The organism is Pseudoalteromonas shioyasakiensis, from assembly GCF_019134595.1.
Taxonomy (GTDB): Bacteria; Pseudomonadota; Gammaproteobacteria; order Enterobacterales; family Alteromonadaceae; genus Pseudoalteromonas; species Pseudoalteromonas shioyasakiensis_A.
Genome location: NZ_CP077770.1, coordinates 3,680,453 through 3,705,045, shown reverse-complemented (window position 1 = coordinate 3,705,045; position 24,593 = coordinate 3,680,453). Strand labels below are relative to the sequence as shown.

The window sequence follows — 24,593 nt, the reverse complement described above, 5'->3', positions numbered from 1 at the left end:
GCAAGCAACATCAAGCGCATCTGTGTGGTTATATTAACTTTAATTAGGGTTGGTTTATTGGGTGCAGATGGGCGGTTAATTAGATAGGCTAATACGCTCAATTCAATCACTGCTACTAAATACATCACCCAAATTGGCGCGGTACTTTGTAATAAAAAAGCATATCCGATAGCCATACCAAAACCTGCTAATAACTTAGCACGGGTAGGGACAACCTTATGCTCTTGCCAAAACCTTAACGGTTGGCCGTATCTAGGGTGGTTTAGCAGCCAGGCAGAAAGCTTGGGTGATGAGCGGGTAAAGCACGCCAATGCTAGTATAAAAAAGATAGTCGTAGGCATCACAGGTAATGCAATACCTATGATACCTAAACCCACCATCAATAACCCGAGTAATTGATAGCAGCCATTTTTATAGGCGGTAAACGCCGCTCTCACATTCATCAATAAAGTTGGGCCTGATAAAACTTAAATCGTTGCAGTGCTTGCTCGGCACCCTCTATCAAGGTGGCTTGTTGCTGCTCACAGAGCTCAAGGTTATCAATAAGATGACTAAGTTGACAGCCTTTAGAGTATTCACTGGCTTTCGCTAGGTAGCGTGCACCACGTTGATTATTTAACTTTAGCTCAGCTTCCACCTGTTTGCCTAATGTAGCTGCAGAAAATTGTGACCCTTCAATTACATACAGCCAACCAAGTACATAGGCAAAGTCGGCATTTTGAAAGCGGCAGGGTTGCTGTTGATGATTTGGTAATGGGTGCTTTAAATCGTCTAAGTCCTGCTCGATAAAAGATAATCGCGTACGATCATGTAAGTTATCTATGTATTGATGTAAACCAGCATGCTCGTAGAGGCCTTTTAATTCTAACTGGTAGGCATACTGTAAGGTTAAAAACTTTTTATAGTTATCTAAATCAGCACTAGGCGCTAGCGCTAATAAATGATGATCAATATCATCGGTTATGATGCTTATCGCTTGTTTTAGCTTTTCAGCTCGAGAAAGTAGCTCGAGTATTGGCATGAATATTCTCCTCTGCAACGTCTATAGAGTAAATGCACGGGGTAGTTGATGTTGTCATAGGGTTATACCCATAATTTCTAAGTGATAATCAGATAAAGCTGCTATACAGCTTTTAACAATAAATCGGGCTTAGAATGGCGCTATATAATAATGATTTTCATTTGTATAGCCAGAAAATGTTTTTGCAAAAGGTACAGATCGGACCTTAGCCTTGTGCATGGTGGACTACTTGGGAGTGAAGTAAGAAGTTTGCTAGTAACGAGTAAGCGTTAAGAGTTGTATGGGATTGTTGTGTTTTCGAGTAAAGAAAAGCAAGGAGACCAGCTCCTTGCTTTCACTTAATTAAGCGTATCTTAGAAGTAATAACCTATATTGATATTGAAGCGGGTTTCAGTCTCGTCGCTGTCGCCGGCAATTGAACCACCAACAAATGGTTGGTTTTTCGCTTGTACAAAATCAAAGTAAGTGAATAAGCCACCTGCGGCAACAGATACACCAGTTACATTCATCCATGTATCTTCGCTGTTATCTGACTTGTCATAAATGATGCCGTAGTCATTATAAAACTGCAGGTTTGTTACCGGACCCCACTTTACAGGCAGGCTGTAAGCGATATTAGCATTAGTCATGGTCGCTTCTGCGGCAATACTATCGTAAAACGCATAAGCACCCACGGCCATACGGTCGACGTTGTCGATATCGTAGTTATACTCACCATGCTGGAGCTGGAAATTCCATGGGCCAATAGTACTGTTTAAGTGCACAGCCCAGGCGTAGTAATCGCCGGCTTTATCTTCACCGTCATGCAAGCCACCCGATAACGCAGAAACACCTAGCTCGGTGGTGCCGCCGTCATGCTCAAAGTGATAACCATAACGACCAGAGAAGGTGTTGTACTCACCAATCGCATTGGTTGGTTCGGCATATACACCTTCATCAGCTGAGCGGAAACCAACTACATCATATGAGTAGCGGTCGCTTCTGTCGCTTACGTAACCATCAACGCCACCTAGCTCATCATTTTTGAAAAAGCCCAGATCAATTTGCCAGTTGTCAGCAATTTTGCGCTTGAATAGCACACCCAGATCGTGATCATCTTCAAGACCAATATAGTAAGTGGTGCCAAAGAAGTAATTGTGTGAATTATAAGGCCAGTTACCAAAAGGAACTTTGGTAATACCAGCCTGGACTTGCCAGTCTTCGGCAAAGTCATAAGCTGCGTAGGCATACTTAACAGCGGTCATGTAATCGAAAAAACGGATCTCAGCGTTAAGCTGTACATCACCGACATCGCCTGCAAAATTTAGCCTGAAGATGTCAAAATCGAAGTCGCCACCGCGGTTTTTATTACCATCGTTGTAAGATGTATGGCTAAAGTTGGTACGTACTGCACCCCCGACTTTAATGCCAGATTCTTTTTTAGGAGCTTCAACAGCCGCTGTTTGCTGCTCAAGCTGCTTTTGTTGCTTTGCTACTTGTGCATCAATCTGTGCTTGTTTTTCGGCTTGTTGCTGCGATTTTTCTTCGGCAGCATCAAGTTTACTTTGCAGTTGTTGCATTTGCTGTTTGAGCAATTGCAGCTGCTTTTGAAGGTCATCAATTTCAGATGCCTGACTAAGACTTGAAGTTGTGCCCAAGGCTATTGCGAGGGCTAACTTTGATAGTTTAAGCATGAATTTTCGCTAGTGTTGGAATGGGTACTACCAAGCATAGTTGATATTCATGCTGAACCCAAGACTCGACACAGAAAATTAATATTAATCAACCAGTTTTAATTTTTACTGTGGTTCTAATGTCTTGGTGATTGCGCCAACTTCAAGCAGGGGTGATGCATCAAGTTGATCTGCATCCATCATTGCGGCAATACGTTGCATTGATGAAAGTAATAAGCTTTGCTCCCACTCATCGAGTGCTGAGAACTTTTCGATGAAGTGTTCTTGCAGAGGCTGAGGTGCTTGATCTAATAGCTGTTTACCCGCTTCAGTTAGATGCAAACTAACTCGGCGTTTATCTAATTGGCTACGTACACGAGTGATAAGGTTACGGTTTTCTATACGGTCTAAGATATTGGTAACCGTCGCTGGGCTTAGATTTACATTTTGTGCAATGCGACTAGCGGTTATGCCATCGGTTTGTGCAACCTCGTTCATAATCAGTAATTGTGGGCCTGTTAAGCCAGAGGTTTTATTGAGCTGTTTTGAATGAAGGTCGATGGCTCTGATCACTTTACGCAGCGACACTAGTAGCTCGTCATACTTTTGCATGTTTCTGTCTCTTAAATAAGGCGGCGTGGAGCAACCGCAATCAAAAAATTTTACACATCTAATAAATTGAGTTCAAATAAATAATGACTATATTGCTTATAATTTATGGCCATAAAGGTTGTTTTTGTGCTTTTAAAATAATTAGAGCAGAAATTAAAAGCAAAAGTTAAAATTTAGATGGAGTAATTGTTGTTAACACTTAAAATGCAACTACGAGGTGACACCATCACTTTGTAGTAAAAGAATTTATACAAATAACTAAATATTATTTACTAAAAGCCACTGCATTGGGTAAGGTGGATTTTTCTTTCATTAAATGGGACGAATTATGAAGTTATCGCCATCAGTTACGATTGAGCAAAGTGAAACCGGGCTTGAATTTATTAAAGTTGCTAGTGAGTTTTGTAGCGCAACTATTTTTCTGCAAGGTGCGCAGATCACTGAGTTCACGCCAACCGATAAAAAGCCACTATTATGGGTCTCAGAATTAGAAGATTACCAAGAAGGCAAAGGTGTGCGAGGCGGTATTCCGATTTGTTGGCCATGGTTCGGAGTAAGCCAACATAAAGGCTGGCCAGCTCATGGTGTTGCTCGCACAAGTTTATGGCGCGCAGAAGAAGTGAAAGAACAAGACGATTCTATTTATATCAGCTTGTCATTACCGATGACGCAAGTTGATGAAAAGTATTGGCCTTATAAAACTAAGTTATTGGCCGAGTTTATTTTAACCTCTGGTTTAGAGCTACGTTTAACAACCACAAACTTAGATAACCAAACTGTACAGTTCACTCAAGCACTGCACACGTATTTCCCAACACCAGCAATTGAAGAAACAAAAGTAGATGGTCTGCAAGGCGCGAAATACATCGAATTTGCTGAAGGTCCATTTGAGCAAAATGAGTTAGTGTCGTTCGCGCGTGAAACAGACATGGTTTACACCGAAGCAAAAGACACTCAGCGTATCATTACACCTGATGGCATTATTGAAGTAGGCCGCGAAAATTCAACATCGTGTGTACTTTGGAACCCATGGATTGATAAATCAAAACGTCTTTCAAATTTTGCTGATGACGAATATCACGTTATGCTGTGTTTAGAAGCGGCTAATGTCCTTGATGATAGTGTTGAACTTGCACCAGGAGCAAGCCACACACTTGCAACAAAACTACGCTGGGTATAATTTATAAACATATATAAACTCAGTGTTAGCACGTAAGGCCGGCACAGCTGGCCTTTACAAGGAATTACCGTGTTTAGTAATCAACAAATAGAAACCCTTCCAAAGCATCAAGCCATTCAATTCCAACCACTTGCTGATAATGCGATATGGCATGTACAACTAAATTGGTTGTTGTTTTATGTGCCTCTGATGGCCGTGATCATTGCGGTACGGCACTTTAATCCTGCCGTTAGCGAAGCTATTGCTACACCTTGGCTTTTGGTTTTGCCATTGTTGGTAATATTGTCGATGGTTTACAACCTTTACAGCGTTCGCGCTAAAGGGGTGGCAGTAAGAGAGCATGATATTGCCTTTAAGCGAGGTTTAATTTGGCAACAAATCACTTTATTGCCTATTTCTCGCGTGCAACACACCGAAATTCATCGCGGCCCAATTGAGCGAAAGTTAGGACTCGCAACACTCAGGCTTTACAGTGCGGGTGGCATGAGTGCTGATTTACATATCAGTGGGTTAACTGACGAACAATGCAATGATGTTCGCCAGTTCGTGCAAAGTTATGGTGATAATGCAGCAACTCAAGAAAATGAGCTTGCCGATGAGTGATCAACAATGGCAACGCGTGTCGCCATGGGCGCTACTGTATTTTATTGTTCACTTTGCACTGCGTTTCATAAAAGATGGGCTGCTTAATTTACTGCCTATTTTGGTGTTATTTGTTACGCAAGTTGAGCAAAAGCTGTTTTGGGGGCAAATAGCCGTTGCCGCAGCCTCTTTAGTTTTAGTGCTGTATGCCTTTGCTTATTATCGTAATTTTAAATATCGCATAACGGATGGTAACGAAATACTGCTCAATAAAGGGGTATTCAAAAAAGAGCGGCTAACCCTAAAATTTGCTCGAGTACAGAACGTAAACATTGCCGAGCCTTTTTATTTTCAGCCAGTTAATTTAGTTAATTGTATTTTCGATGCCGCCGGTAGTAGTGCTCAAGAAGCTGTTATCCCGGGAGTTAAGCTTAGCTATGCCGAGCAAGTTCGTGAACAAGTTATGGAATTTAAGGCTCAGTTACAACAGCAAGAGCTACCTGTTGAGCAGAGCGAAGCAACAGATAAACCGAAAACCTTAACGATCAGCAATGCTGAAATTGCTAAGTTTGGTTTGATGTCGAACATGGCAATTTTAGCATTGGCTGCGCTTGCCCCATTTATGAATGTGATTTTTGAGTACCTCGAAAAAACTATCATAAACCGTCTAGAGACCATACTGAATGAGCAAGCTGCTTTTGTTGGCAGTGCTGCCGCAATCGCTGTGTTAATTATGGTTGTTGTCATTGTTTTATGTGCCATTTTACTTTCTGTTGTCATGGCTTTAGTGCGCTTTTTTAACTTTCAGCTGTATTTTCAGGACGATAAGTTTAAGCGTGTGGCAGGTTTATTTGAGCGCCAGCAACTCTCGATCAGCGTGTCGAAAATTCAAAGTGTGCAAATCAAACAAAATATTATTGCTAGGCTCCTTAATCGCTATACCTTAATTTGCCCACAAGTGAGTAGTGGTGGTATGGCAGCTGGGGTTGCGGCACATAAAAATAAACAAACGTTAGTGATGCCAGTAATCACTAAAGAGCAAGTGCAAGCCGTGTGTGGCTGGTTATTTCCATGGTTTGTTGATTTAACAGAGCTTAACTTTATTAAGCCTGAGCGAGCTTTACTTTATAAAAATACGTTTTTATATGTGATCCTGCCAACTGTATTCTCTGCTTTAATTTTCAACGCCTTATTTGATGCTGCTACGATGCTGTGGAGCATTGTCGTGGGCTTAGTTTTGATGATCGGTGTGTTTTTGAATTATCAAAAAACGGGTTTGGCTATGTATCAACATGACGGCCGTTTTTTTGCCGTATTTAAAACCGGCATGCTGGGTGTGCAGTATCGTGTTTTTGAAATCTATAAAGCGCAAAGCGTCACCACAATAAGCACTTATTTAATGCGCCGATCACAGCTTAAAAGCTTGTATATACAACTGGCTTCTGGTTCTGTATCAATGCCTTACTTAAAAGCAGATCTAGCTGAACAGTTTGCTGATTTCGCCCTATATGAAATAGAAGGCGTTGAGCGGAACTGGTTTTAAATGAAAATAATTCTCAATATCATTGATTCATCTTAATATTGAGGTATACTAGCGCAACGTCAATAACCACGGGTGCGCAATGATTTATTTACTACCTTTTTTAGCTATTTCAGGTGTTGCTGCCTTACTTTGTTATGCACGTTCGCAGCAGGAGTGTAAGGGCTTGTGTGTAAGTGTTGCTGTTACAGCAATTGCTTTACTTGTGACCGCGGCCTTAGTCATCGCGGGGCTCGGTGCTTTAAGAAGCAGCCTGATGTTTGCTGTGACTATTTTTATTATTTATCAATTACTAGGCTTGGTTCGCCCACTTAAAATCGAGTAATTTCTTACACTTTTTAACTTCAGCCTTTTAAAAAAGCATCGCATACTAACCCTTAAATTAAGCAACTTGCTAATCAAGGATTGTGATGAAAAAAGCCCTGTTAACTGTGGCACTACTTGCTGCTAGCCACGCTTCAAGCCAAGAGACTTGGCAAACTATTCATACCGAGCACTTTAATGTGCATTTTAGTACTGAGAATCAGCAATGGGCCCGTTCAGCGGCAACAGAGCTTGAAATTGTTCGCGATAAGGTACTAAAACAGCAAAACCGTGCTCTTGATGAAGTGGTCGATGTTCTGGTTTTCGACCCGTTTAACGCCTCCAATGGCTTTGCTTTGCCGGTGACTAACAAGCCTTTAATGGCCTTGTTTACTACGCCTCCACAATCCGATACGGTAATTTCTAACACTGATGGCTGGCAGCAGTTATTGATTTTGCACGAATATATTCATTTGGTGCACCTTGCTCAGCCTACTCGAAGTGACGTGCGCCAAGCTATTCGTAATAGTTGGGATATTTACGACTTAGTCGAAGGCGAAATGCCGCGCTGGGCTGCTGAAGGGTATGCGACGCTGCTTGAATCGAAAATGACAGGGCGGGGTCGTTTATACGATAACCTTTCAGAGGCAATACTGATTGAATTTGCACAGCAAGGTGCATTGCCACAATATAGCCAATTAAGTAGTACCGAAGGGGGTTATTTAGCTGGCTCAATGGCGTATTTAATGGGCTCTCGCTTTCTTGCTTGGCTTGAAGAAAACTATTCAGCGCAAACTCTTGATGCAGTTTGGACCCGTATGCAAGCGGTTAAAGCGCGTGATTTTAATGAGGCCTTTAGCGGAGTATTTGGCGACTCACCTGAGCGCCTCTACCGCCGTTTTATTGCCGAATATACTTATAAAGCAATGGCTAAAGAGGTAAGTGAGCAAGCACTTACAAGTAAGCTTTGGTTAGAGCTTGATCTATACGCTTCGAACCCTGTTTTAAGTTTAGATAACAGTAAGCTTGCCATTGTTGAGCGCAACAAAGATGACGAAACCCGTTTAGTCATTTATAGCACTGATGATAATCAACAGGCTGCCGATGATTTTGCAAAGCAGCAACAAACGTTACTTGATGATGACCCTGCGGATATTGCTGATAAAGCCCCTAGTGTTTTTAAACGTAAGCAAAAGCACGTGCTTCACCAAATTAATAGGCAGGGTATAAAAAACCCGCAGTGGTTAGACGAAAATACACTGTTTTTCACCGCTACCACAACCGTTGCAAAAGGCTCGATTCAAGGTATTTCTGATTTATACCGCTATGATATTGAAACAGGTAAAGTGAGCGCTTTGACGCATCATGCAGGGCTGCGCCGCTTTAGTATCAGTGATAACGGGCAAACTATTTATGCTGAGCAAATTAAGCATGGTTTCTCTGAACTAGTGCGCCTTGACCTCAATACTGGTGTTGCTACGCCTTTATTTGAGAAAAGCCTAGAGACGGTTTATGACTATCCATTACTAAGCCCTAATAAAACTCAACTTGCTTATTTAAAAGCGACATTGAATGCTAATTGGAGGTTGTATATACAAGATGTGAGCTCTCAGCAATCAATAGCTGTGCCTATGCCTGAGGGCTATCAGTATGTGTCACAACCTAATTGGCAAGCAGATGGAAAAGGGCTTTATTTTGTCGCCGGTAAAAATGCCGCTCTCGATTTATATCATTATGATCTACAAAGCAATTCACTGCGCCAATTAACGCAAAGCCAAGAAGCTGTTGCGCACCCAATGGCAATGAATAACGGTGAGCTTTTGTATTTATCGATCACTGCTGAAGGGCCGAATATCAAGCATTTTGCTGAGCAACCACAAGGATCAGAGGTTGCTGAGTTGGCAAGCAGTGCAGCGCCACCGCGAGGGCAAGTAACGAGTGAAGTATTACCTGAGGCGAAAATATACCTGCAAAGCCCAACTGAACCAGCCGATTATAATGTTTGGCAGCAAAAACCAACCTTTTCGCTGGCATCTCAGTATTATTCGGCATCATCTTCACTGCTTACCCTTGGGGTCAAAAGTAATGACTTTTTAAAGCAGCTCGATTTACAAGCAGGCTACAGTGCTGATTTACATGACAAAGCATTAGAAGGGGTGTTCGCGGCCGCTAAGTACTCAGCGTTTAATTTAAAATTTAAAGCGCTGTTATTTGATTACGACCTTGAATCAGCAAAACAGTACCATTCACAAACGCCGGTGAACATAAGTAACACAGGAGCACATTTTGCCATGAGCTACCCGATGCAGTTTCAGCAGCTCAGTATTACACCGAGTTTGAGCTATAACTACAGTGATTTTAGTAACGGGGATGATCAATGGTTAAAGCTTGGGCTTGAACAAAAATGGCAACATGATAGACAACGATATGGTTTTTCTCAGTCTGTAAGTGCCCAGTGGTTATCCGGTGATGCCGACTCAAATAATTGGCAGGGCTATAACTTTGCCACCGTATTGAGCGGTTATGCTTTTGATATTCCTGTTTATGTTAATTTTGCACAGCAATATCGCGATGACAGTAGCCTTGCGCTTGGCGGTTATGAGTCAAACTTAATTAATAAAGACACGCAAAGCGGCTTTGTTGTTGCCCCTGAGCTACCGTTTATCAGTCAATTAGGTAACCGCTATAAAGGCTATGGCGGGGGTATTAGTTACAAAGATTCATTACCTTGGCTTTACTACCAACAGCATCAGGTCGATAACCGAGTTTATGCACAAAGTTACGGGCTAAAATGGCGAGGAGACTTTAGCTTTGGTATGGGGCCCGCTGGTTTGAACGATGTAAACCTCGATTTTGGCGTCGCCCGGGTAGAAGGCGACGACTTTGAAAATGATTTACGGGCTTGGCTAAGCTTCTATTACTCGTTATAGCCTAGTGTTGGTCCTTTAAGGCGAAAAGCTTGGCGTGATATAACGCCAGTTTTTCGTCTTTACTTTCTATCTCAATGGCTTTTTCTAGCCATTCCTTACTGCTTTGTTCATTACCCTGCTGGTAACTAATAATCGCTAATTCTACATAAGGCTCTGATAAGTAAGGTGCTAATGTTATAGCGTCTTCGAGTTGTTGCTTTGCTTTGTAAAGCTTACCATTGTTACGGGCGTTAATTGCCGTTGCCAGTAACTCGAATGGATCTTGCTCTAGCATCGCCAATTGTGAATTGAGCTGCTCTGCCAAAACCTGATCATTAAGTTGCTCGGCCAGCACTGCGTAATTATGTAGTAAATTTGTATCGCTAAAGCCATGCTGCATTGCTGTTTGATAAATATGTTTTGCTCCAGCTAAATCACCCGCTTGGCGATGTAATACGGCAGCTAGATTATAAAGTGCTGCTGCATTTGGGGTGTATTCATTGGCTTTTAATATATAACTGTAGCTTAAGTCGAATTGTTTCAAGGCCAGTGCTTTAGCAGCCAAATTACTGTAATAGCGGCTAATTAAGTCTTTTAATTCAGCGCGGCCAGAGTAAAAACTACCACGAGCAGGGAAGTAATCGATGACTGTGCCTGGCGGCACCAAGTAATTATCGTCCTCATTTAAAGGGGCGTAGACTTTGGTGCGAAAATGGCCCGATACATACACGATGTTATTTTGTTTGCTATAAACAGGCTCACTTGAGACCGCTTGAAAACTGGTTTTAAGTCCTGCTAGTTGAGCATAGGCATGGGTTAAGATTGCTAAGCTAATACAGTTACCTTGATGACCTTGAAGAGTCTGCTGGGCATTAAGTGTGGCGCTAAAGTAATTAAAATTGGTGAGCTTATTTTCTAAATAGTGATATAGGATTTGGTCATCCCTTAAATCACTACCCTGACGCTTGGTAAAATAATCAAGAAAACGTTTCTGCTCATCGGCAGGGAGCGTAAAGAGCTCTGGGTCGCTAAGTTCAACGTGTTTAAAGTGTGCTGCATTGAGTAAGCTGGCCACACTCGGTGGTGGCGTTGGTTGTTGTTTTGTACTCTTGCATCCAACTAAAAAAGTACTTAAAACAAGCGCATATAAAATTGACTTCATGGCTTAACCCTCCTGAGCACTATTTAATCAATGTACCCAGATCACATTGATTATTCAAGTCAGTCGTTTGTGTCATCAGCTGTAAACAGCTTGTACGGATATCTTGCCAATAGCCTGTTGTTTATTTTTTATTCTTTATTGCATTCTAAAACGCTCTCATTACAATGCCGCGCTCTTTTAAATTGCTTTAAAAACAGGTGTTTACTGTATTTTTATAGGTGATTTATAAGCTGCTAACTTATTAACTAAATTGTAACGAGAGAGGTCTGTTTTGGCGCACTTTTTGCCGATTATTTCATGCTTTATTTTAGCGTTTAGCTTTTATCCGCTTTTAAATAAGATCCGTAAAAATCGCAGTGTGTCGGGCGTTTCGCTGTTAATGATGAGCTTTGGTGTTGCGCAAAGTTTATATTTCATCACCTTTAACCTGTTTTTTCAGCGTTTTTACATGGTTTTGCCATTTGTTGTTACCGGCATGCTAAGTGGGGTGATTCTTTACTACTTTGTTCGTTACAACGCTGCGCGAAAGCAACGCATGCAGCTAGTTGGGTTATTAGCCATCTCGGTCGTGCCTTTTGGTTTGTTGCTTAACCCTCATTATGAAACAGCAACGGTGCTTAACTGGCTAACCTATGTGGGTTTAGTCATGAGCTCTATTCGTGTCATGCCGCAGACTTATAAAACCATTAAAAGTGGTGATATTAGTAATTTAAGTGCGCGCTACTTTAGCCTACAGTTTGTTGCTGGAAGCTGCGGCCTCGCTGCCGAGCTTGCTATGGCGACACCGAGTGTGTCTCACATACTGACCTTTGTAATGATTCTACTGACTAATGCCGCGCAACTAGGATGTATTCAGTATTATAAATCGCGCCCGGCAATGGCTTAAACTACCTAAAAAACAAAAGGCTGCCAAGTGGCAGCCTTTTTTGTGTTTTTTTACTTATGCTTCAAGCGCTTTACTAATTAAGCGATCGATATATTGTTTATGCGCTTTAGCTGCGGTGTCTGCACCCCAAGGTACGCTCATATCAGCAATTTGATTTAACTGATAAAGTGCAGCTGCTTTGGCTAGGTTATCGTGCTTGCTGGCTTTACCTAAACCAGCAATCGCGATTAGCTGATTCACATATTCAACTTGTAGATTGTGACTTAGGGTATTTGCTTTTTTGCTGTCTACAAAAATGCTTGCTGTTAAGTCATTCATAAATTGGTTAAGTGAATACTCGTTGCCATACATTGCACTGTCTGAAATACGCAGCATGACCGCTGGGTGTAACAACTGAGCAAGTACCAGCTTTTGCATGCCTAAAATCATGCCATGTGGTTTAGGGTCTTCGTTCTTACCATAATGATTAAAACCACGACGCTGCTGTAGCAGGTAGTTATACAGTGGCTGCATGCTAGCAAGCACATTTGGCGAGAATACTTTGTCGGCTAACACTTGCATTGCATGTTGCTGGCGCTCAAGTGGCACAGGCGTAAATGGTGCACCATTTTTGTAATCGCCCACCACATTACGTTCTACATAAACACCACCAATTTGACGAGATACCACGCCTGCTTGTGTTCTGTAGCTTCTAAATAAAATGTTCGCTGAGGTAACTAGCTGCTGGTATGACTCACCATTAACCGTGGCATTGTCTTTAAGTTCAGTAAACAGCTTATTGATAAGCTCCATACGATCATCAGCATATGCGGCAGGGTTAGATGACATATCACCAATCATTACACGTGGGTCGATATGGCGGCCTGGGGCACGCATATCATCAGCATCATTACCAAAAGCTAAAGCATGCTCAGATGAGCGAGCGAGAATTTTTTCAAGGCGCTGCTGCTCAGCGGCTTTATCAGCCAATGCTTGGCTGTAGCCGTATTCAATTGCCCAATCATCGTAAGGACCAGGTTTTGTTTGGAAGATATCACCTTGCTGCATGCCAATAGGGGCGATGTTTGCTGGGGCATAGTCCATAACAGAACCCGTTACGATACCTTGCGTTTTGCTCTTATCGTGAACTTCTTTTTCATCCCACAGGATAGATGATTTCATATTGTGGTTAAGACCAAGGGTATGGCCCACTTCGTGTAAAACTAGCTGAGTTAAGCCTTGGCGTAAAATCTCTTTGTCTTCAATGCTCGCACCTGTGCCTAAGCCTTTAGCAAGTAGCATGTTTTCTTGAATGCTGTGACCCAATGAGCAATGTAAATCTGTGCTGCTTTGGTTAGTTTCAAGCGCGGCTGCACCTTGGGTGTATAAGGTGTCGTACATCCAACGGTTTTTCATGAAAACATACTCTAACATGATGTCAGAGCCTAAAATCTCACCGGTTAATGGGTTCGCAAGGGCAGGACCATAACCGCCAAATGGTGGGCGCGGTGATGCAGTCCAACGTAATACGTTGTAGTTAATATCGCCTGCATCCCAATCAGCGTCATCAGGCTGTACTTTTACTTCGATGGCATTTTTAAAGCCCGCTTTTTCAAATGAGCTATTCCATGCTAGTACTGCATCACGAATAGTGTCACGCCATTCAACTGGCGTAGTGTTTTCAATCCACCAAGTAATCGGTTTAACTGGCTCTGAAAGTGCAGCTGACGGGTCTTTCTTTTGTAAGTCCCAGCGCTTGATGACATCTTCATAAGGTGCCCAATCCGCTGATGTCATATTGTCGAATTCGTTAGTGAAATAACCAATACGCGCGTCATCTTGGCGAGCTTGATAATCATTTTTCGGTAACGCAACAAATGAATGCTGTACTTTAATTGAAACATTACGAGGGTCGCTTACGGCTTTTGAGCCTCGTACTGTTGGGTTAGCATTAGAAAATACATAATCCACTACAACATCTAGGTTATTTGGGTAAGGGCGCTGTTTAACGATTCGCGATTTTTTGTCGTTTAACTTACCAAGTTTAAAGCGTTTGCTGGCATTTTTATCTTTTGGGTTTGCCCAAGGTGACACTTTATGCAGTGCTTCACTTAAAAATAGTTTATCAACATTAAAGGCAATTTTGCCGTCTTCTTCTTTTTCGATTTTAATACTCGCAAGGACTGCTTCGCTGACGTTGGCATCGGCAGAGCGCGCTAGGGCTGAATTTTCATCAAATTTATAGCGCGGTGTTTTGCTAATAATATCAATGCGGTCAAAGTATTTACGAAACTCAATTAGTTTTGTCTCACGGTATGCCCCTCTGAAGTGGCCTGCATCAGTAACACCATCAACGGTGTGAGCAAAATACACAAACGGTGTATCAAGTTGAGATTGGTCGATCACCATTAAGTTATCACCCGTTTTCGCATCTTGGTAAATGCTGAAAACACCGGCAAACTCGCTTTTATCTTTGATCATTTCAGCCAGCGTTTTTGGTTTCTTTTCTTCTTTTTTTGTTTCGGCTGCGTGGCCATTCATGGCAAACGCTAGGCTTAGTGCCAGCGCAATGTTTGTTATTTTCATTGTTAACTCGTTCCTTTAATTATTTCTCAATCAAGTTTAATGAATTAACCCCTTGATAAAAGGCTGTTTGTTAACAAGTGTGAAAGTAAGTTTGTAAGCTTTTGATATTACGTTTATTTTGTTTGTAACAAATTGTTCTTAGATGAATTTTTAGGTGTGTGTTGTCAATTTATCTGTTTTTGTAACAGTTCCTTACAAATGTCACATTAATGTTTCTGTCAGCTTTGGTATGATAGGGCCAGTGAAATTTTTATAGGTGTAAGTTATGCGCACAAGTTTATTAAAATGGATATTACCGTTTGTTGCATTAATCGTTGGTGTTGCTGGTTTTAAGGCAATCAACGCGATTGCTCAAGAGCCTAAAGACAAGGATGTAGTTGATGTGCGTCCTTTAGTACAGGTTGAGCCAGTAGCAAGTGATGATCATCAAGTGATTATTAATAGTTACGGCGAAGTGAAACCGCTTGAAAGTACCTTACTAGCCTCGCAAGTGGCTGGTGAAGTTACAAGCTGGCATCCAAATTTTGTTGCTGGTGGCATCGTAGCTCGTGGTGAAGTGTTATTTACCATCGAAAAAGACAACTACGAAGCAGCTGTACTACAAGCTGAAGCGTCACTTGCTAGTGCTCAAGCGGCACTGATCGAAGAGCAAGCACAAGCTAAAGTGGCAGAGGATGAAGCAAGACGTTACCCAGAGCGTGAGCGCACTGACTTATTCCTACGTAAGCCTCAAGTTTTAAGCGCGCAAGCCGCTGTTAAATCAGCGCAAGCGGCATTAAAACGTGCCGAGCGTGACCTTGCTCGCTGTGAGGTAAAAGCACCTTACGATGCATTGGTGATCAGCCGTGAAATTGGTGTCGGTCAATACATCAATGTGGGTAGCCAAGTTGCTGAAATTAACAATATTGAAAGTGCAGAAATCATTGTACCAATCGCTGGTTTCGATAGTGTATTTTTGCCAAAACGCTTAAAAGGCGTTAAAGCGACCATTATCAATAAAGGCTTAAACAGCTTTACTCGTGAAGCCGAAATTGACCGTGACTTAGGCGTAGTTGATAACGCGACGCGTATGAGCAACTTAGTTGTTCGTGTTGATGACCCATACGGCTTAAAGCATGACGTACAACCAATTAAATTTGGTGCTTACGTACAAGTGAGCTTTGCCGGTGCAACATTACAAAATATCTACCGTTTACCGCAGTCTTTAGTGAATAACCAGACGGTGTGGATTGTGAACGACGAGAATAAACTTGAACCACGCAAAGTAACGGTAGTACGCGAAGAAGGTGAGTACTTCTACATTAGTGATGGCCTTGAAGTGAATGACCAGTTGGTTCTGACGCTACCTGAGTACCCGCAAGAGGGTATGGAAGTGAAGGTTGCAGGTATGAAAGAAATGACAAGCGATGCAGAAACTGCAGCGGTTGAAAAGCTTTAAGGTAGCACTATGACTGATACAAACACAGAAAAACAGTCTGGCATTATTGCCTACTTTGCCAATAACTCGGTCGCTGCTAACTTAATGATGGTGTTTATCATCATCATGGGGATCATTAGTTATTTCACTATTCAGCGCCAGATGTTCCCGAATATTGAAATTAACTATATCGAGGTGCAGGCCAATTATCCGGGTGCCTCACCACAGGAAATTGAAGAAAGTATTCTGATCAAAATTGAAGAATCACTAAAAGATGTCACCGAAATTAAACGTGGTGTATATCGTGCGTTTCGAAATAATGGTCGTGCAAGCTTAGAGATCAATACAGACGCAGAGCTCACTGATGTGCTTGATAAAGTGAAGCTACGAGTAGACAGTATTGCGACTTTCCCTGCGGGCATGGAGCCGGTTACTATCAGTCAGGTTGAATTTCGCCAAGATGTGATTGGTATGACGCTGGTAGGTGATATTCCACTTACTGAGTTAAAGCCAGTTGCAAATAAAATTGAAGATGAGTTACTGCAATTATCTAATGTGTCGCTGGTGCAAAACGATGTACCACTTGATGAGATTGCAATTGAAATTGATCCTGATTCACTGCGTCAATACAACCTTACTTTAAGTGAGGTTGCCAGTGCGGTACGTCGTTACTCTGCCAATATCTCGGCAGGTCAACTACGTACTGACGCAGGTATTATCTCGGTACGTGTTGAAAACCAGTATTATAGCGGTGATGAGTTCCGCCAGATCCCAGTCAAAATTGGTGCTAATGGCGCGAAAGTGCTGCTAAACGACATTGCTGTGATTAAAGACCAATTCACAGAAGGTGAACGCTACTTTAAATTTAATGGTGAAAATGCCGTTTATTTATCAGTAAAAGCAACCAAAGAACAAAACATGATCCCGGTTGCAGACTCAGTTAAAGCGTTTATTGAGCAAAAGAATAAAGAGCTACCGGCTGGCCTGCGTCTTGAGCCATTAATGGACATGACTTACTACTTAAATGCCCGTTTAGACATGATGAAAAGTAATTTATTCCAAGGGGCTATCTTGGTTGCCATTATGTTGTCTATCTTCTTGCGCTTTAAGTTGGCACTTTGGGTAATGATTGGTTTACCTGTGTGTTTCTTAGGGGCAATGATGATGATGCCATTATTTGGTATCAGTATTAATATCGTATCGCTATTTGCCTTTATTATGGTGCTCGGGATCGTGGTCGACGATGCTATAGTCATAGGGGAAAGCGCCTACACCGAAATTGAGAAAAAAGGCGGTGGTGTTGTAAACGTGGTAAATGGCGCAAAACGCGTTGCGACCCCAGCAACATTTGGTGTTTTAACAACGATTGCTGTATTTGCACCGTTTACATTATCAAGTGGTCCAGAGAGCGCATTCTTCTTTGGTATCGCCGTGGTGGTTATCCTGTGTCTGATATTCAGTTTAATTGAATCAAAACTTATTTTACCGGCACACATTGCCCATACTAAGTTTCCGCCAATTAACCCAAATAGCTGGCGAGCACGTTTTAACAAACGTTTTTTTGAGTTTGTAAATGGCCCATATAAGCGTTTTATTGAGCTGTGTGTAGAGTGGCGCTGGTTTGTGCTATTTGCGTTTATCGGTTTATTGATTTTGACGTTTGGCTTAATTTCATCAAACCAAGTGCGTGTGGTGCCAACACCAAAAGTACCTCATGACTTTCCGCAAATTCGTTTAGAAATGAATGAAAATGCCTCGGATATGCAAACGATTAATGCCATTCGTGAAATTGAGAGCATGGTTAATAAGGTAGACCAAGAGACAGAACGTGAATTTGGCCAAAAGCTTATTCGCGATATCTTAGTGTTCAACCAAGGTCGTACTGAAGCACAATTACTTGCTCCGCTGGTAGATGAAGAGCTTCGCCCGTATAACGCATTCGAATTATCTCGTCGATGGCGTGAACAAATGCCAAGCATCCCAGGTGTGAAATCACTGCAAATTTACGATGATGTAAATGGCGGTGGTATGGATGGTGAGTTTGGTTACTTACTTTACGGTCCAGATATCGATACATTAAACGAGGCTGGTCGTCGTTTCATCCAACTATTACAACAGCAAAAAGGTTTATTTGATATTAGTTCGACCATCGATCCGGCGAGCAAAGAAGTACAATTAAGCTTAAAACCTGTGGCATATGATTTAGGTTTAGACCTTTCCAATATTGCTAACCAAGTGGGCGCAAGCTTTTACGGTGGTGAAGCACAGCGTGTTATTCGTCGCGGTGAAGAAGTACGTGTTATGGTTCGTTACCCGAAACTAACACGTGAAGCGTTTGCATCATTAAAGCACGCCGTTATCACAACGCCTGCAGGCCAAGAGGTGATGCTGGGTGATGTTGTTGAACTGAACGAAAAACCAGGTATTAGCTATATTCGCCGTGAAGGTGGCTATCGTACTGTGTATATCTACGGCAGTATCGATGAAGAAGCGATTGAACCGGGCGAAGTAGTTAAGCAAGTTGATGAAAACTTATTACCGCAGTTAAAAGAGGAATACCCATCAGTTAAAACTGAGCTAGGTGGTTCTATTGAAGAACAACAAGCGCAAGCTAACGAGCAAATCATGTTCTTCATCGGCGGTATGATTTTAGTTTATATCTTGCTTGCAGTACCGCTTAAGAGCTATTCGCAACCTCTTATTGTTATGTCGGTTATTCCATTTAGTTTAACCGGTGCAATTTGGGGTCACTTCTGGTTTGGTTTAGATATTAGCTTGATGTCGGGCTTTGGCTTGATTGCCGCAGCGGGTGTTGTAATTAATGACTCGTTAGTTATGACCGACTTTGTAAACCAAGCGCGCCGCGAAGGTATTTCAACTCGCCAAGCGGTTATTGAAGCAGGTTGTGCGCGCTTTAGAGCAATCACCCTGACATCAATTACAACCTTTGCCGGTGTATTACCGATTATGTTCGAAACCAGCTTGCAAGCTAAGTTTGTAATTCCAATGGCAGTAGCACTTGGTTTTGCGGTTATGTTTGCAACTCTAATCACTTTAGTACTAGTACCTTGCTTGTACATTGTAATGAGTGATGTGGGTAATGGCTTCTTGAATGTATTCCGTGCAGGGCACCGAGTAGTGACCAGAAGAAAGCTAGCAAGGGATTAACAACCCATTTGCGAAAAGCCAACCAAGAGGTTGGCTTTTTTGTACCTAACGCATTTACTAGTAACTATTTGCTATATAAGACGTTTGGTTACATTCTTTTGTTTGATTTGTGATTCAGTCACGATTATACTCAGTCTTGTTTTTGGCAAACTAACTGAAAGGTTAGGACGCAAAGTTTCCGGTCTAAGGTTTTAAACTATGATAGCGGGACCGCTGATAAGCACATAATCTAGTGCTTTGGTTCACTTGCCTCAAACTAAAAGTATTTATTTTGTTCGGTTGTTAGATAATGCCTATTAGTTGTTCTTAGGGTGATATTTTGTTTATGCATACGTCAATGGCCTCCGGGAAGTGGTTGCCGATTGGTTGCTTAAATCATCATACCCAGCTGTTTGTTGGTGATAAGGTGATTGTGACCTTTTATGACATGCAAGGAGAGCTAGTCGATTTATCATTCGAATACCCGATCAGCAGTTCTGATCAGGGGGAGCCTCATAATTGGCCTCGTTCTGTTGCCGAGCACATAAATGTGCATGTTCCGCTGGTAAAAGCGGGCAAAATGACTGAACAAGGTTTAGTGGTTGCGTACCGTTCAAACCAAATTTATGCCCTTGAAGGTTCGGGTATTACGCATGTAAAAGTGGCGTTTAATTGCATCGCAAAATGTAAAGAGCGAGTGCAAGATAGTCTACAAGATTATGACTATGTATACCCACAAGCATGCAGCGATTACAGTGCGGGTGTTAAAGTACTACAGCCAAAAACAGGTCATGTTTATATGTGTAAACCATGGCCATTTAGCGAGTTTTGTCGTGTTAAAGATTCACACAACCCGCTGTTTGAGCCAGGTGTAGGAAAAAGCTGGGCTATGGCTTGGCAGCAAGTATCGCATTAACAGTTTCCCCCTAAATGCTATTTTAGCATTGCTTAGCCCACTCAATTTGAGTGGGCTTTTTTAATACCAACCCGCAATAATACTTATACCAAACCGCAATAATACTTAATCATTTTGAGGGATTAAACCTGTCGCTAACTGCGTTAAAAATTTCTCATTTAGAACAACTAAATAACGAAATTTTTGCCTTGTTATCAGCGAGGTTTCATTGCCTCAAAATAGACTACTTAATTAAGCGGATTGGTATTAATCATTTTGAGGGATTAAATCTGTCGCTAACTGCGTTAAAAATTTCTCATTTAGAACAACTAAATAGCGAAATTTTTGCCTTGTTATCAACGAGGTTTTCTTGCCTCAAAATAGACTACTTAATTAAGCTGATTGGTATAATTCTGTGATAAACTGCCAGCAATTCGTTTTTTATTTTGGTTTTTCTTGTGTCGTCAAATTCGTATTCTTTGTCTTTATTAGCGCATCCTCCTGTTGCAAAAAAACAGCCTCAGCAATTAACTACTCACCAACTGACGCGCACCGATAACTATTATTGGATGCGTGATGATGAGCGTGAAAATACAGATGTATTAGCGCACTTAAATGCCGAAAACGATTATTGCGATAAACAACTTGCCGACATAAAACCACTGCGCGAACAGCTATTTAATGAGTTAAAAGATCGTATTGTAAAAGATGACAATACGGTACCCGTGAAAGATGGCCAATATTGGTATCACTCAGAAGTACGTGGCGACGATGAATATGCACGCCATTATCGTAGCAGCTCAATAGAAGCGCGCGACAAGCACATATTGTTAGATGTAAATCAATTAGCTGGCGATTACGAATTTTATGAGTTAGGTGAAGTTGCAATTAGCCCTGATGAGCAGCTACTTGCTTACTCTGAAGACACCGAAGGTCGTCGTATTTATACCGTGCGTTTTAAAAATATTGCCAGCGGTGAGATGTTTAGTGATGTGCTGGAAAACACCGAAGGCCAAGTGGTGTGGGCTAATGATAACAAAACGGTTTTTTATGTGAAAAAAGACCTGCAGACCTTATTGGGTTTTCAGGTTTTCCGCCATGTTTTAGGCACCCCGCAAGCTGACGACGTACTTGTTTATGAAGAGCAAGATAAAAGTTTCTTTATGGGGCTTGGCAAAAGCCGCGATGAAAGTCTTATCATTATTGACCTTGCGACTACAGAAACAAACGATACTTGGGTGCTTGATGCGAATAACCCAGAGGGTGAATTTAGCGCCTTAATGCCACGCGAAGAAGGCCATGAGTTCGATGTCGATAAGCTAGGTGATACCTTTTACATTGTGACCAACTGGCAAGCGAAAAACTTTCGTTTAATGACCGCGACACAAAGCACCATTGCCGATAAAAATCGTTGGCAGGAGCATACAGCACATCGCGAGAACGTACTATTAGAAGGGGTCGAGATTTTCGATGACTATCTTATCCTCACTGAGCGCGAGCTTGGCCAAACACGCTTTGTGGTGGTTAATCAGCAAGCAGAGCGTCTTACTTTAGAGTTTGATGATCCTTGTTATTATGCTGCAATTGCAATGAATCCAGAGCCGAATGTGAGCACTGCGCGCATTTACTATTCAAGCTTAACTACGCCAGGTTCTTTGTATGATGTTGATTTAAAAACAGGTAACAAAACCTTATTAAAACAACAGCAAGTGCTCGGGGATTTTAACCCAGAGCATTATCGCTCAGAACGTGTAATGGTTACTGCAAGAGATGGCGAACAAGTGCCGGTTTCTTTGGTTTATCGCATTGATAAATTTAATAAAGACGGTACTAACCCGCTGTTGCAATATGGCTATGGTGCGTACGGTATTACCATCGATCCTAGCTTTTCAAGTAGCTCACTAAGTTTGTTAGACCGCGGCTTTGTTTATGCGATTGCGCATATTCGTGGTGGTGAAATGCTAGGTCGTCATTGGTATGAGCAAGGTAAAAAGCAATATAAGCAAAATAGTTTTAGCGATTTTATTGATGTTACGCATGCGCTTACTGAGCAAGGCTATGCGCACCCAGAAAAAGTATTCGCGTCTGGTGGCAGTGCTGGTGGTTTATTAATGGGCGCTGTGGTTAACCAAGCACCTGAGCTTTATTTAGGTATTGGTTGTCATGTGCCATTTTTAGATGTACTAACCACTATGCTCGATGAGAGTATTCCACTGACGACCAATGAATATGACGAATGGGGTAACCCAAATGATCCTGCGTTTTATGATGTGATTCAGGCTTACTCGCCGTACGATAATATCAAGCCGCAGGCTTACCCTAATATTCTTGTTACCACCGGGTTCCACGACTCTCAAGTGCAGTATTGGGAGCCAATGAAGTGGGTTGCTAAGCTGCGTGAACTTAAAACCGATGACAACATTTTGGTATTTAAAACCGACATGGATGCAGGCCATGGTGGTGCATCGGGTCGCTTTAAAAGCCTTGAGGAAAAGGCATTAGAAATGGCCTTTTTTATTGCTTTATTACCGAATTAAGGCTTAGATAAATAAGTAAATAAATTTTATAAGCGTAAACTTAAGTTGTATTTCAAAGGGGTGAGCATGTTTAAAGCCCATGGTGATTGGCGTTATTTTGTTGAGCCGCCAGTGATTTATGTGGAAATGAGTGGCAGCTTTAATAAAGAAGCCGTTGCTTCATTTAGCATTGAAGTCGGTCAAGAAATCATGAAGTACCCTGAAAATTCAATTCAGTATGCAGTGGTTAATTTGGAACAATTTGAATTAGCAACTGCCGATAGTATTGAGATTGCAAAGGCTTACTTTCAGGCTGTAAAAGCGCGGGGTTACAAACGCGTTGATTATATTAAAGCGAATATCATTGCTCGCAACTTATTAGAGACAGTTTGGTCTGGTGTAGAAATGGATATTAACTTTCACCCAGATGCTGAAAGCTTTTTTCAAGCAAGACCCGAGTACGATAATTTAAGAAAGTGGTTAAAGTAATGCTTTCTAAATATAAAAAAGCCCTCATTTGAGGGCTTTTTCGTGTCAATTCTAAATATTAACCAAGGTAGGCTTTTAACATCCAAACAAGTTTCTCTTGTTCTTTAATGTAGTCGCCCATGAGTGATGCTGTACCTTCGTCATCTGCATCACCTGCTTGTGCAAGGATTTCACGCTGCATTTGAATAAGCGTGCTGTAACCTGCTAAAAGGTTTTCTACTGCAGCAGTACCTTCAGTGATATTTTTAGCTTCACTGATCTTGCTATCTTCGATGTACTCAGAGAATGCATGTACCGGTGTACCGCCTAACGTTAAAATACGCTCTGCAATCTCGTCTACTTTCTCAAGTAGTAAGTTATAAATTTCTTCAAATTTAAGGTGTAATTCAAAAAAGTTACGACCTTTGATATTCCAATGAAAGCCGCGTGCGTTCATGTATTGGATTTGGTAGCAGCTTAGTAAAGAGTTTAGTGAATTTACGATATCTTCACTTTTTGCGCTGTTTAAACCAATTGCATTTACCTGTGACATAGATTGCTCCTTAAAAAACCGTTAAGTGTTTACTTGCTAGTGCTTGGTGTTAAGTATTAGCCATCTTGGTTAATCTGTAAAATGGTTTAATTCGAACACAGTGATAGGTTTTAGCTATCAAAGGTTGGTTTTGCCCATTTGTGCACTATCAACACAACTTTGAATTACTTTTATATAGACTTGGGGCAACTGAGCAAAAAATCTACCTTATTTTGCAAATATTCAAAAATTAGGCAGAAAGTATGATCTAAAACAAGGTTTGTACTCGCTGATAAATTGGCCGATTTAGAACTTGATTTAGGTCAAAAAAACAACGAACCAGAAGCGCATAATGACTTTACCGCATTTAACCAGGAGAAGAAAAATGGACGGTAAAACAGTTAAAGAAAGCAAAGCTGAAATAGTCGTTGTAGTGATTGCATTACTTGCGTTTGTTATCGGTTTGGTAGGTCATCTAGCAGGTGCTAGCTTCGCAAACTTTGATACCTTTGGCTATATTGCTGCACCTGTACCATTGATCTTAGGGATCATTGTTTTAATCTCATATAAAGTGGCTGCAAGTGCTGAAGATTAAAGTATCACTCACTTTGATTTATAAGCTTAATAATGTAATCCATCACTTGGCGTGAGTAGATCATACTGGTGTGACTCAAATGAAACACCTTGTGTTCTGCCATGCCATTGAGTTTGGTTTCATCTATCAAAACTGTACCATCGGAGACACTGCCTTTAGCAATCAGTGGCATTAGCCCTATTGGTAAGTCACCAGCAATACTATAAAGCTTGGCATTAAACGGCCAATCGCCATTCTCAGATAATAAAAACTCCACGCTATTTTTTAACAGCATTTCAAAGCCTTTTTGCTGCATTTGCTTAGCAATATGACTGCCTTTATGCGGGGTGCCTAAGGTGATCACCTTTTCGACGTGGCGACTTTGAAGAGAATTGGCCTCTAAGTAAGCGCGAGCAACCAAGCCGCCCATTGAATGGCAAACTAAGGCGGTAGGTTTACCACCGATAAAGCGGTCAATCTTATCGAATATTGCCGCTCTATCGGGAGATAGCGTGTTATAGGTCAAATTGAGTATTTTTAGACCTGACTTTTCAAGACGCGCGCACAGTGGGCGCATCACAAAGCCTGACATATAAAGTCCGTGTAATACTACAACTTGCCTAATTGCCATC

Annotated in this window: 19 protein-coding genes, 1 pseudogene and 1 riboswitch; of the genes and pseudogenes, 12 read left to right on the top strand and 8 right to left on the bottom strand. The window is 41.6% G+C overall.

The features are described from left to right. Nucleotides 1-53: 53 nt before the first annotated feature. The 4 genes and pseudogenes from KQP93_RS17115 to KQP93_RS17100 all read right to left on the bottom strand — a co-directional run. Nucleotides 54-443, bottom strand: a pseudogene (locus KQP93_RS17115) (YbaN family protein); the annotation flags it as partial. Further along, complete coding sequence (locus KQP93_RS17110) at nucleotides 443-1,021, bottom strand: biliverdin-producing heme oxygenase (RefSeq protein ID WP_217875336.1); 579 nt, start codon at nucleotides 1,019-1,021, stop codon at nucleotides 443-445. The gene KQP93_RS17110 and the pseudogene KQP93_RS17115, both read right to left, overlap by 1 nt. A gap of 353 nt (nucleotides 1,022-1,374) precedes the next feature. Next, the gene (locus KQP93_RS17105) at nucleotides 1,375-2,694 is read right to left on the bottom strand and encodes a porin (RefSeq protein WP_217875335.1); all 1,320 of its coding nucleotides are present in this window, start codon (nucleotides 2,692-2,694) and stop codon (nucleotides 1,375-1,377) included. 105 nt (nucleotides 2,695-2,799) lie between these two features. Beyond that, complete coding sequence (locus tag KQP93_RS17100; protein ID WP_054562966.1) at nucleotides 2,800-3,285, bottom strand: MarR family winged helix-turn-helix transcriptional regulator; 486 nt, start codon at nucleotides 3,283-3,285, stop codon at nucleotides 2,800-2,802. A gap of 328 nt (nucleotides 3,286-3,613) precedes the next feature. On the opposite strand from KQP93_RS17100, the gene KQP93_RS17095 reads away from it, so the two are divergent. The 5 genes from KQP93_RS17095 (at nucleotide 3,614) to KQP93_RS17075 (ending at nucleotide 9,820) form a co-directional block, all read left to right on the top strand. Beyond that, complete coding sequence (locus KQP93_RS17095; protein ID WP_217875334.1) at nucleotides 3,614-4,465, top strand: D-hexose-6-phosphate mutarotase; 852 nt, start codon at nucleotides 3,614-3,616, stop codon at nucleotides 4,463-4,465. Nucleotides 4,466-4,534: 69 nt separating this feature from the next. Then, the gene (locus KQP93_RS17090) at nucleotides 4,535-5,068 is read left to right on the top strand and encodes a PH domain-containing protein (protein WP_217875333.1); all 534 of its coding nucleotides are present in this window, start codon (nucleotides 4,535-4,537) and stop codon (nucleotides 5,066-5,068) included. Further along, a complete protein-coding gene (locus KQP93_RS17085; protein WP_217875332.1) occupies nucleotides 5,061-6,590 on the top strand; it encodes a PH domain-containing protein in 1,530 nt (509 codons plus the stop codon). The genes KQP93_RS17090 and KQP93_RS17085 overlap by 8 nt, the downstream gene beginning before the upstream one ends. Nucleotides 6,591-6,669: 79 nt before the next feature. Further along, a complete protein-coding gene (locus KQP93_RS17080) occupies nucleotides 6,670-6,912 on the top strand; it encodes a hypothetical protein (RefSeq protein WP_217875331.1) in 243 nt (80 codons plus the stop codon). Between the two features lie 85 nt (nucleotides 6,913-6,997). After that, complete coding sequence (locus KQP93_RS17075) at nucleotides 6,998-9,820, top strand: TolB family protein (RefSeq protein ID WP_217875330.1); 2,823 nt, start codon at nucleotides 6,998-7,000, stop codon at nucleotides 9,818-9,820. 1 nt (nucleotide 9,821) lies between these two features. Here the strand turns inward: KQP93_RS17075 and KQP93_RS17070 are convergent, their stop codons facing one another. After that, on the bottom strand, nucleotides 9,822-10,961 hold the full coding sequence (locus tag KQP93_RS17070; protein ID WP_217875329.1) for a tetratricopeptide repeat protein: 1,140 nt from the start codon (nucleotides 10,959-10,961) through the stop codon (nucleotides 9,822-9,824). A gap of 271 nt (nucleotides 10,962-11,232) precedes the next feature. On the opposite strand from KQP93_RS17070, the gene KQP93_RS17065 reads away from it, so the two are divergent. Beyond that, the gene (locus KQP93_RS17065) at nucleotides 11,233-11,847 is read left to right on the top strand and encodes a PQ-loop domain-containing transporter (RefSeq protein WP_217875328.1); all 615 of its coding nucleotides are present in this window, start codon (nucleotides 11,233-11,235) and stop codon (nucleotides 11,845-11,847) included. 54 nt (nucleotides 11,848-11,901) lie between these two features. Here KQP93_RS17065 and KQP93_RS17060 read toward each other — a convergent pair whose 3' ends face one another. After that, a complete protein-coding gene (locus KQP93_RS17060; RefSeq protein ID WP_217875327.1) occupies nucleotides 11,902-14,412 on the bottom strand; it encodes a zinc-dependent metalloprotease in 2,511 nt (836 codons plus the stop codon). Between the two features lie 265 nt (nucleotides 14,413-14,677). Between KQP93_RS17060 and KQP93_RS17055 the strand changes: the two genes are divergently transcribed. From KQP93_RS17055 to KQP93_RS17035, 5 genes are all read left to right on the top strand, one after another. Further along, entirely contained in the window at nucleotides 14,678-15,850 is a 1,173-nt protein-coding gene (locus KQP93_RS17055) for an efflux RND transporter periplasmic adaptor subunit (RefSeq protein ID WP_054562957.1), read from the top strand. A 9-nt stretch (nucleotides 15,851-15,859) separates the two neighbouring features. Beyond that, a complete protein-coding gene (locus tag KQP93_RS17050) occupies nucleotides 15,860-18,997 on the top strand; it encodes an efflux RND transporter permease subunit (RefSeq protein WP_217875326.1) in 3,138 nt (1,045 codons plus the stop codon). A 134-nt stretch (nucleotides 18,998-19,131) separates the two neighbouring features. Further along, a riboswitch (cyclic di-GMP riboswitch) is annotated at nucleotides 19,132-19,215 on the top strand. Between the two features lie 107 nt (nucleotides 19,216-19,322). After that, nucleotides 19,323-19,892 (top strand): chitin-binding protein, encoded by a 570-nt coding sequence (locus KQP93_RS17045; RefSeq protein ID WP_217875325.1) that lies wholly within the window; start codon nucleotides 19,323-19,325, stop codon nucleotides 19,890-19,892. A gap of 437 nt (nucleotides 19,893-20,329) precedes the next feature. Next, complete coding sequence (locus KQP93_RS17040; protein WP_217875324.1) at nucleotides 20,330-22,408, top strand: S9 family peptidase; 2,079 nt, start codon at nucleotides 20,330-20,332, stop codon at nucleotides 22,406-22,408. A gap of 66 nt (nucleotides 22,409-22,474) precedes the next feature. Next, nucleotides 22,475-22,876 carry a hypothetical protein gene (locus tag KQP93_RS17035; RefSeq protein WP_217875323.1) on the top strand — a complete coding sequence of 134 codons (402 nt, stop codon included), beginning with the start codon at nucleotides 22,475-22,477 and terminating at the stop codon, nucleotides 22,874-22,876. Nucleotides 22,877-22,934: 58 nt separating this feature from the next. Here KQP93_RS17035 and KQP93_RS17030 read toward each other — a convergent pair whose 3' ends face one another. Further along, the gene (locus tag KQP93_RS17030) at nucleotides 22,935-23,408 is read right to left on the bottom strand and encodes a Dps family protein (RefSeq protein WP_054562953.1); all 474 of its coding nucleotides are present in this window, start codon (nucleotides 23,406-23,408) and stop codon (nucleotides 22,935-22,937) included. A gap of 364 nt (nucleotides 23,409-23,772) precedes the next feature. Between KQP93_RS17030 and KQP93_RS17025 the strand changes: the two genes are divergently transcribed. Further along, complete coding sequence (locus tag KQP93_RS17025; RefSeq protein WP_054562952.1) at nucleotides 23,773-23,982, top strand: hypothetical protein; 210 nt, start codon at nucleotides 23,773-23,775, stop codon at nucleotides 23,980-23,982. Nucleotides 23,983-23,986: 4 nt separating this feature from the next. Here the strand turns inward: KQP93_RS17025 and KQP93_RS17020 are convergent, their stop codons facing one another. Continuing rightward, nucleotides 23,987-24,592: a PGAP1-like alpha/beta domain-containing protein gene (locus KQP93_RS17020; RefSeq protein WP_062566321.1), complete on the bottom strand. Its 606-nt coding sequence runs from the start codon at nucleotides 24,590-24,592 to the stop codon at nucleotides 23,987-23,989. Nucleotide 24,593: the final 1 nt, after the last annotated feature.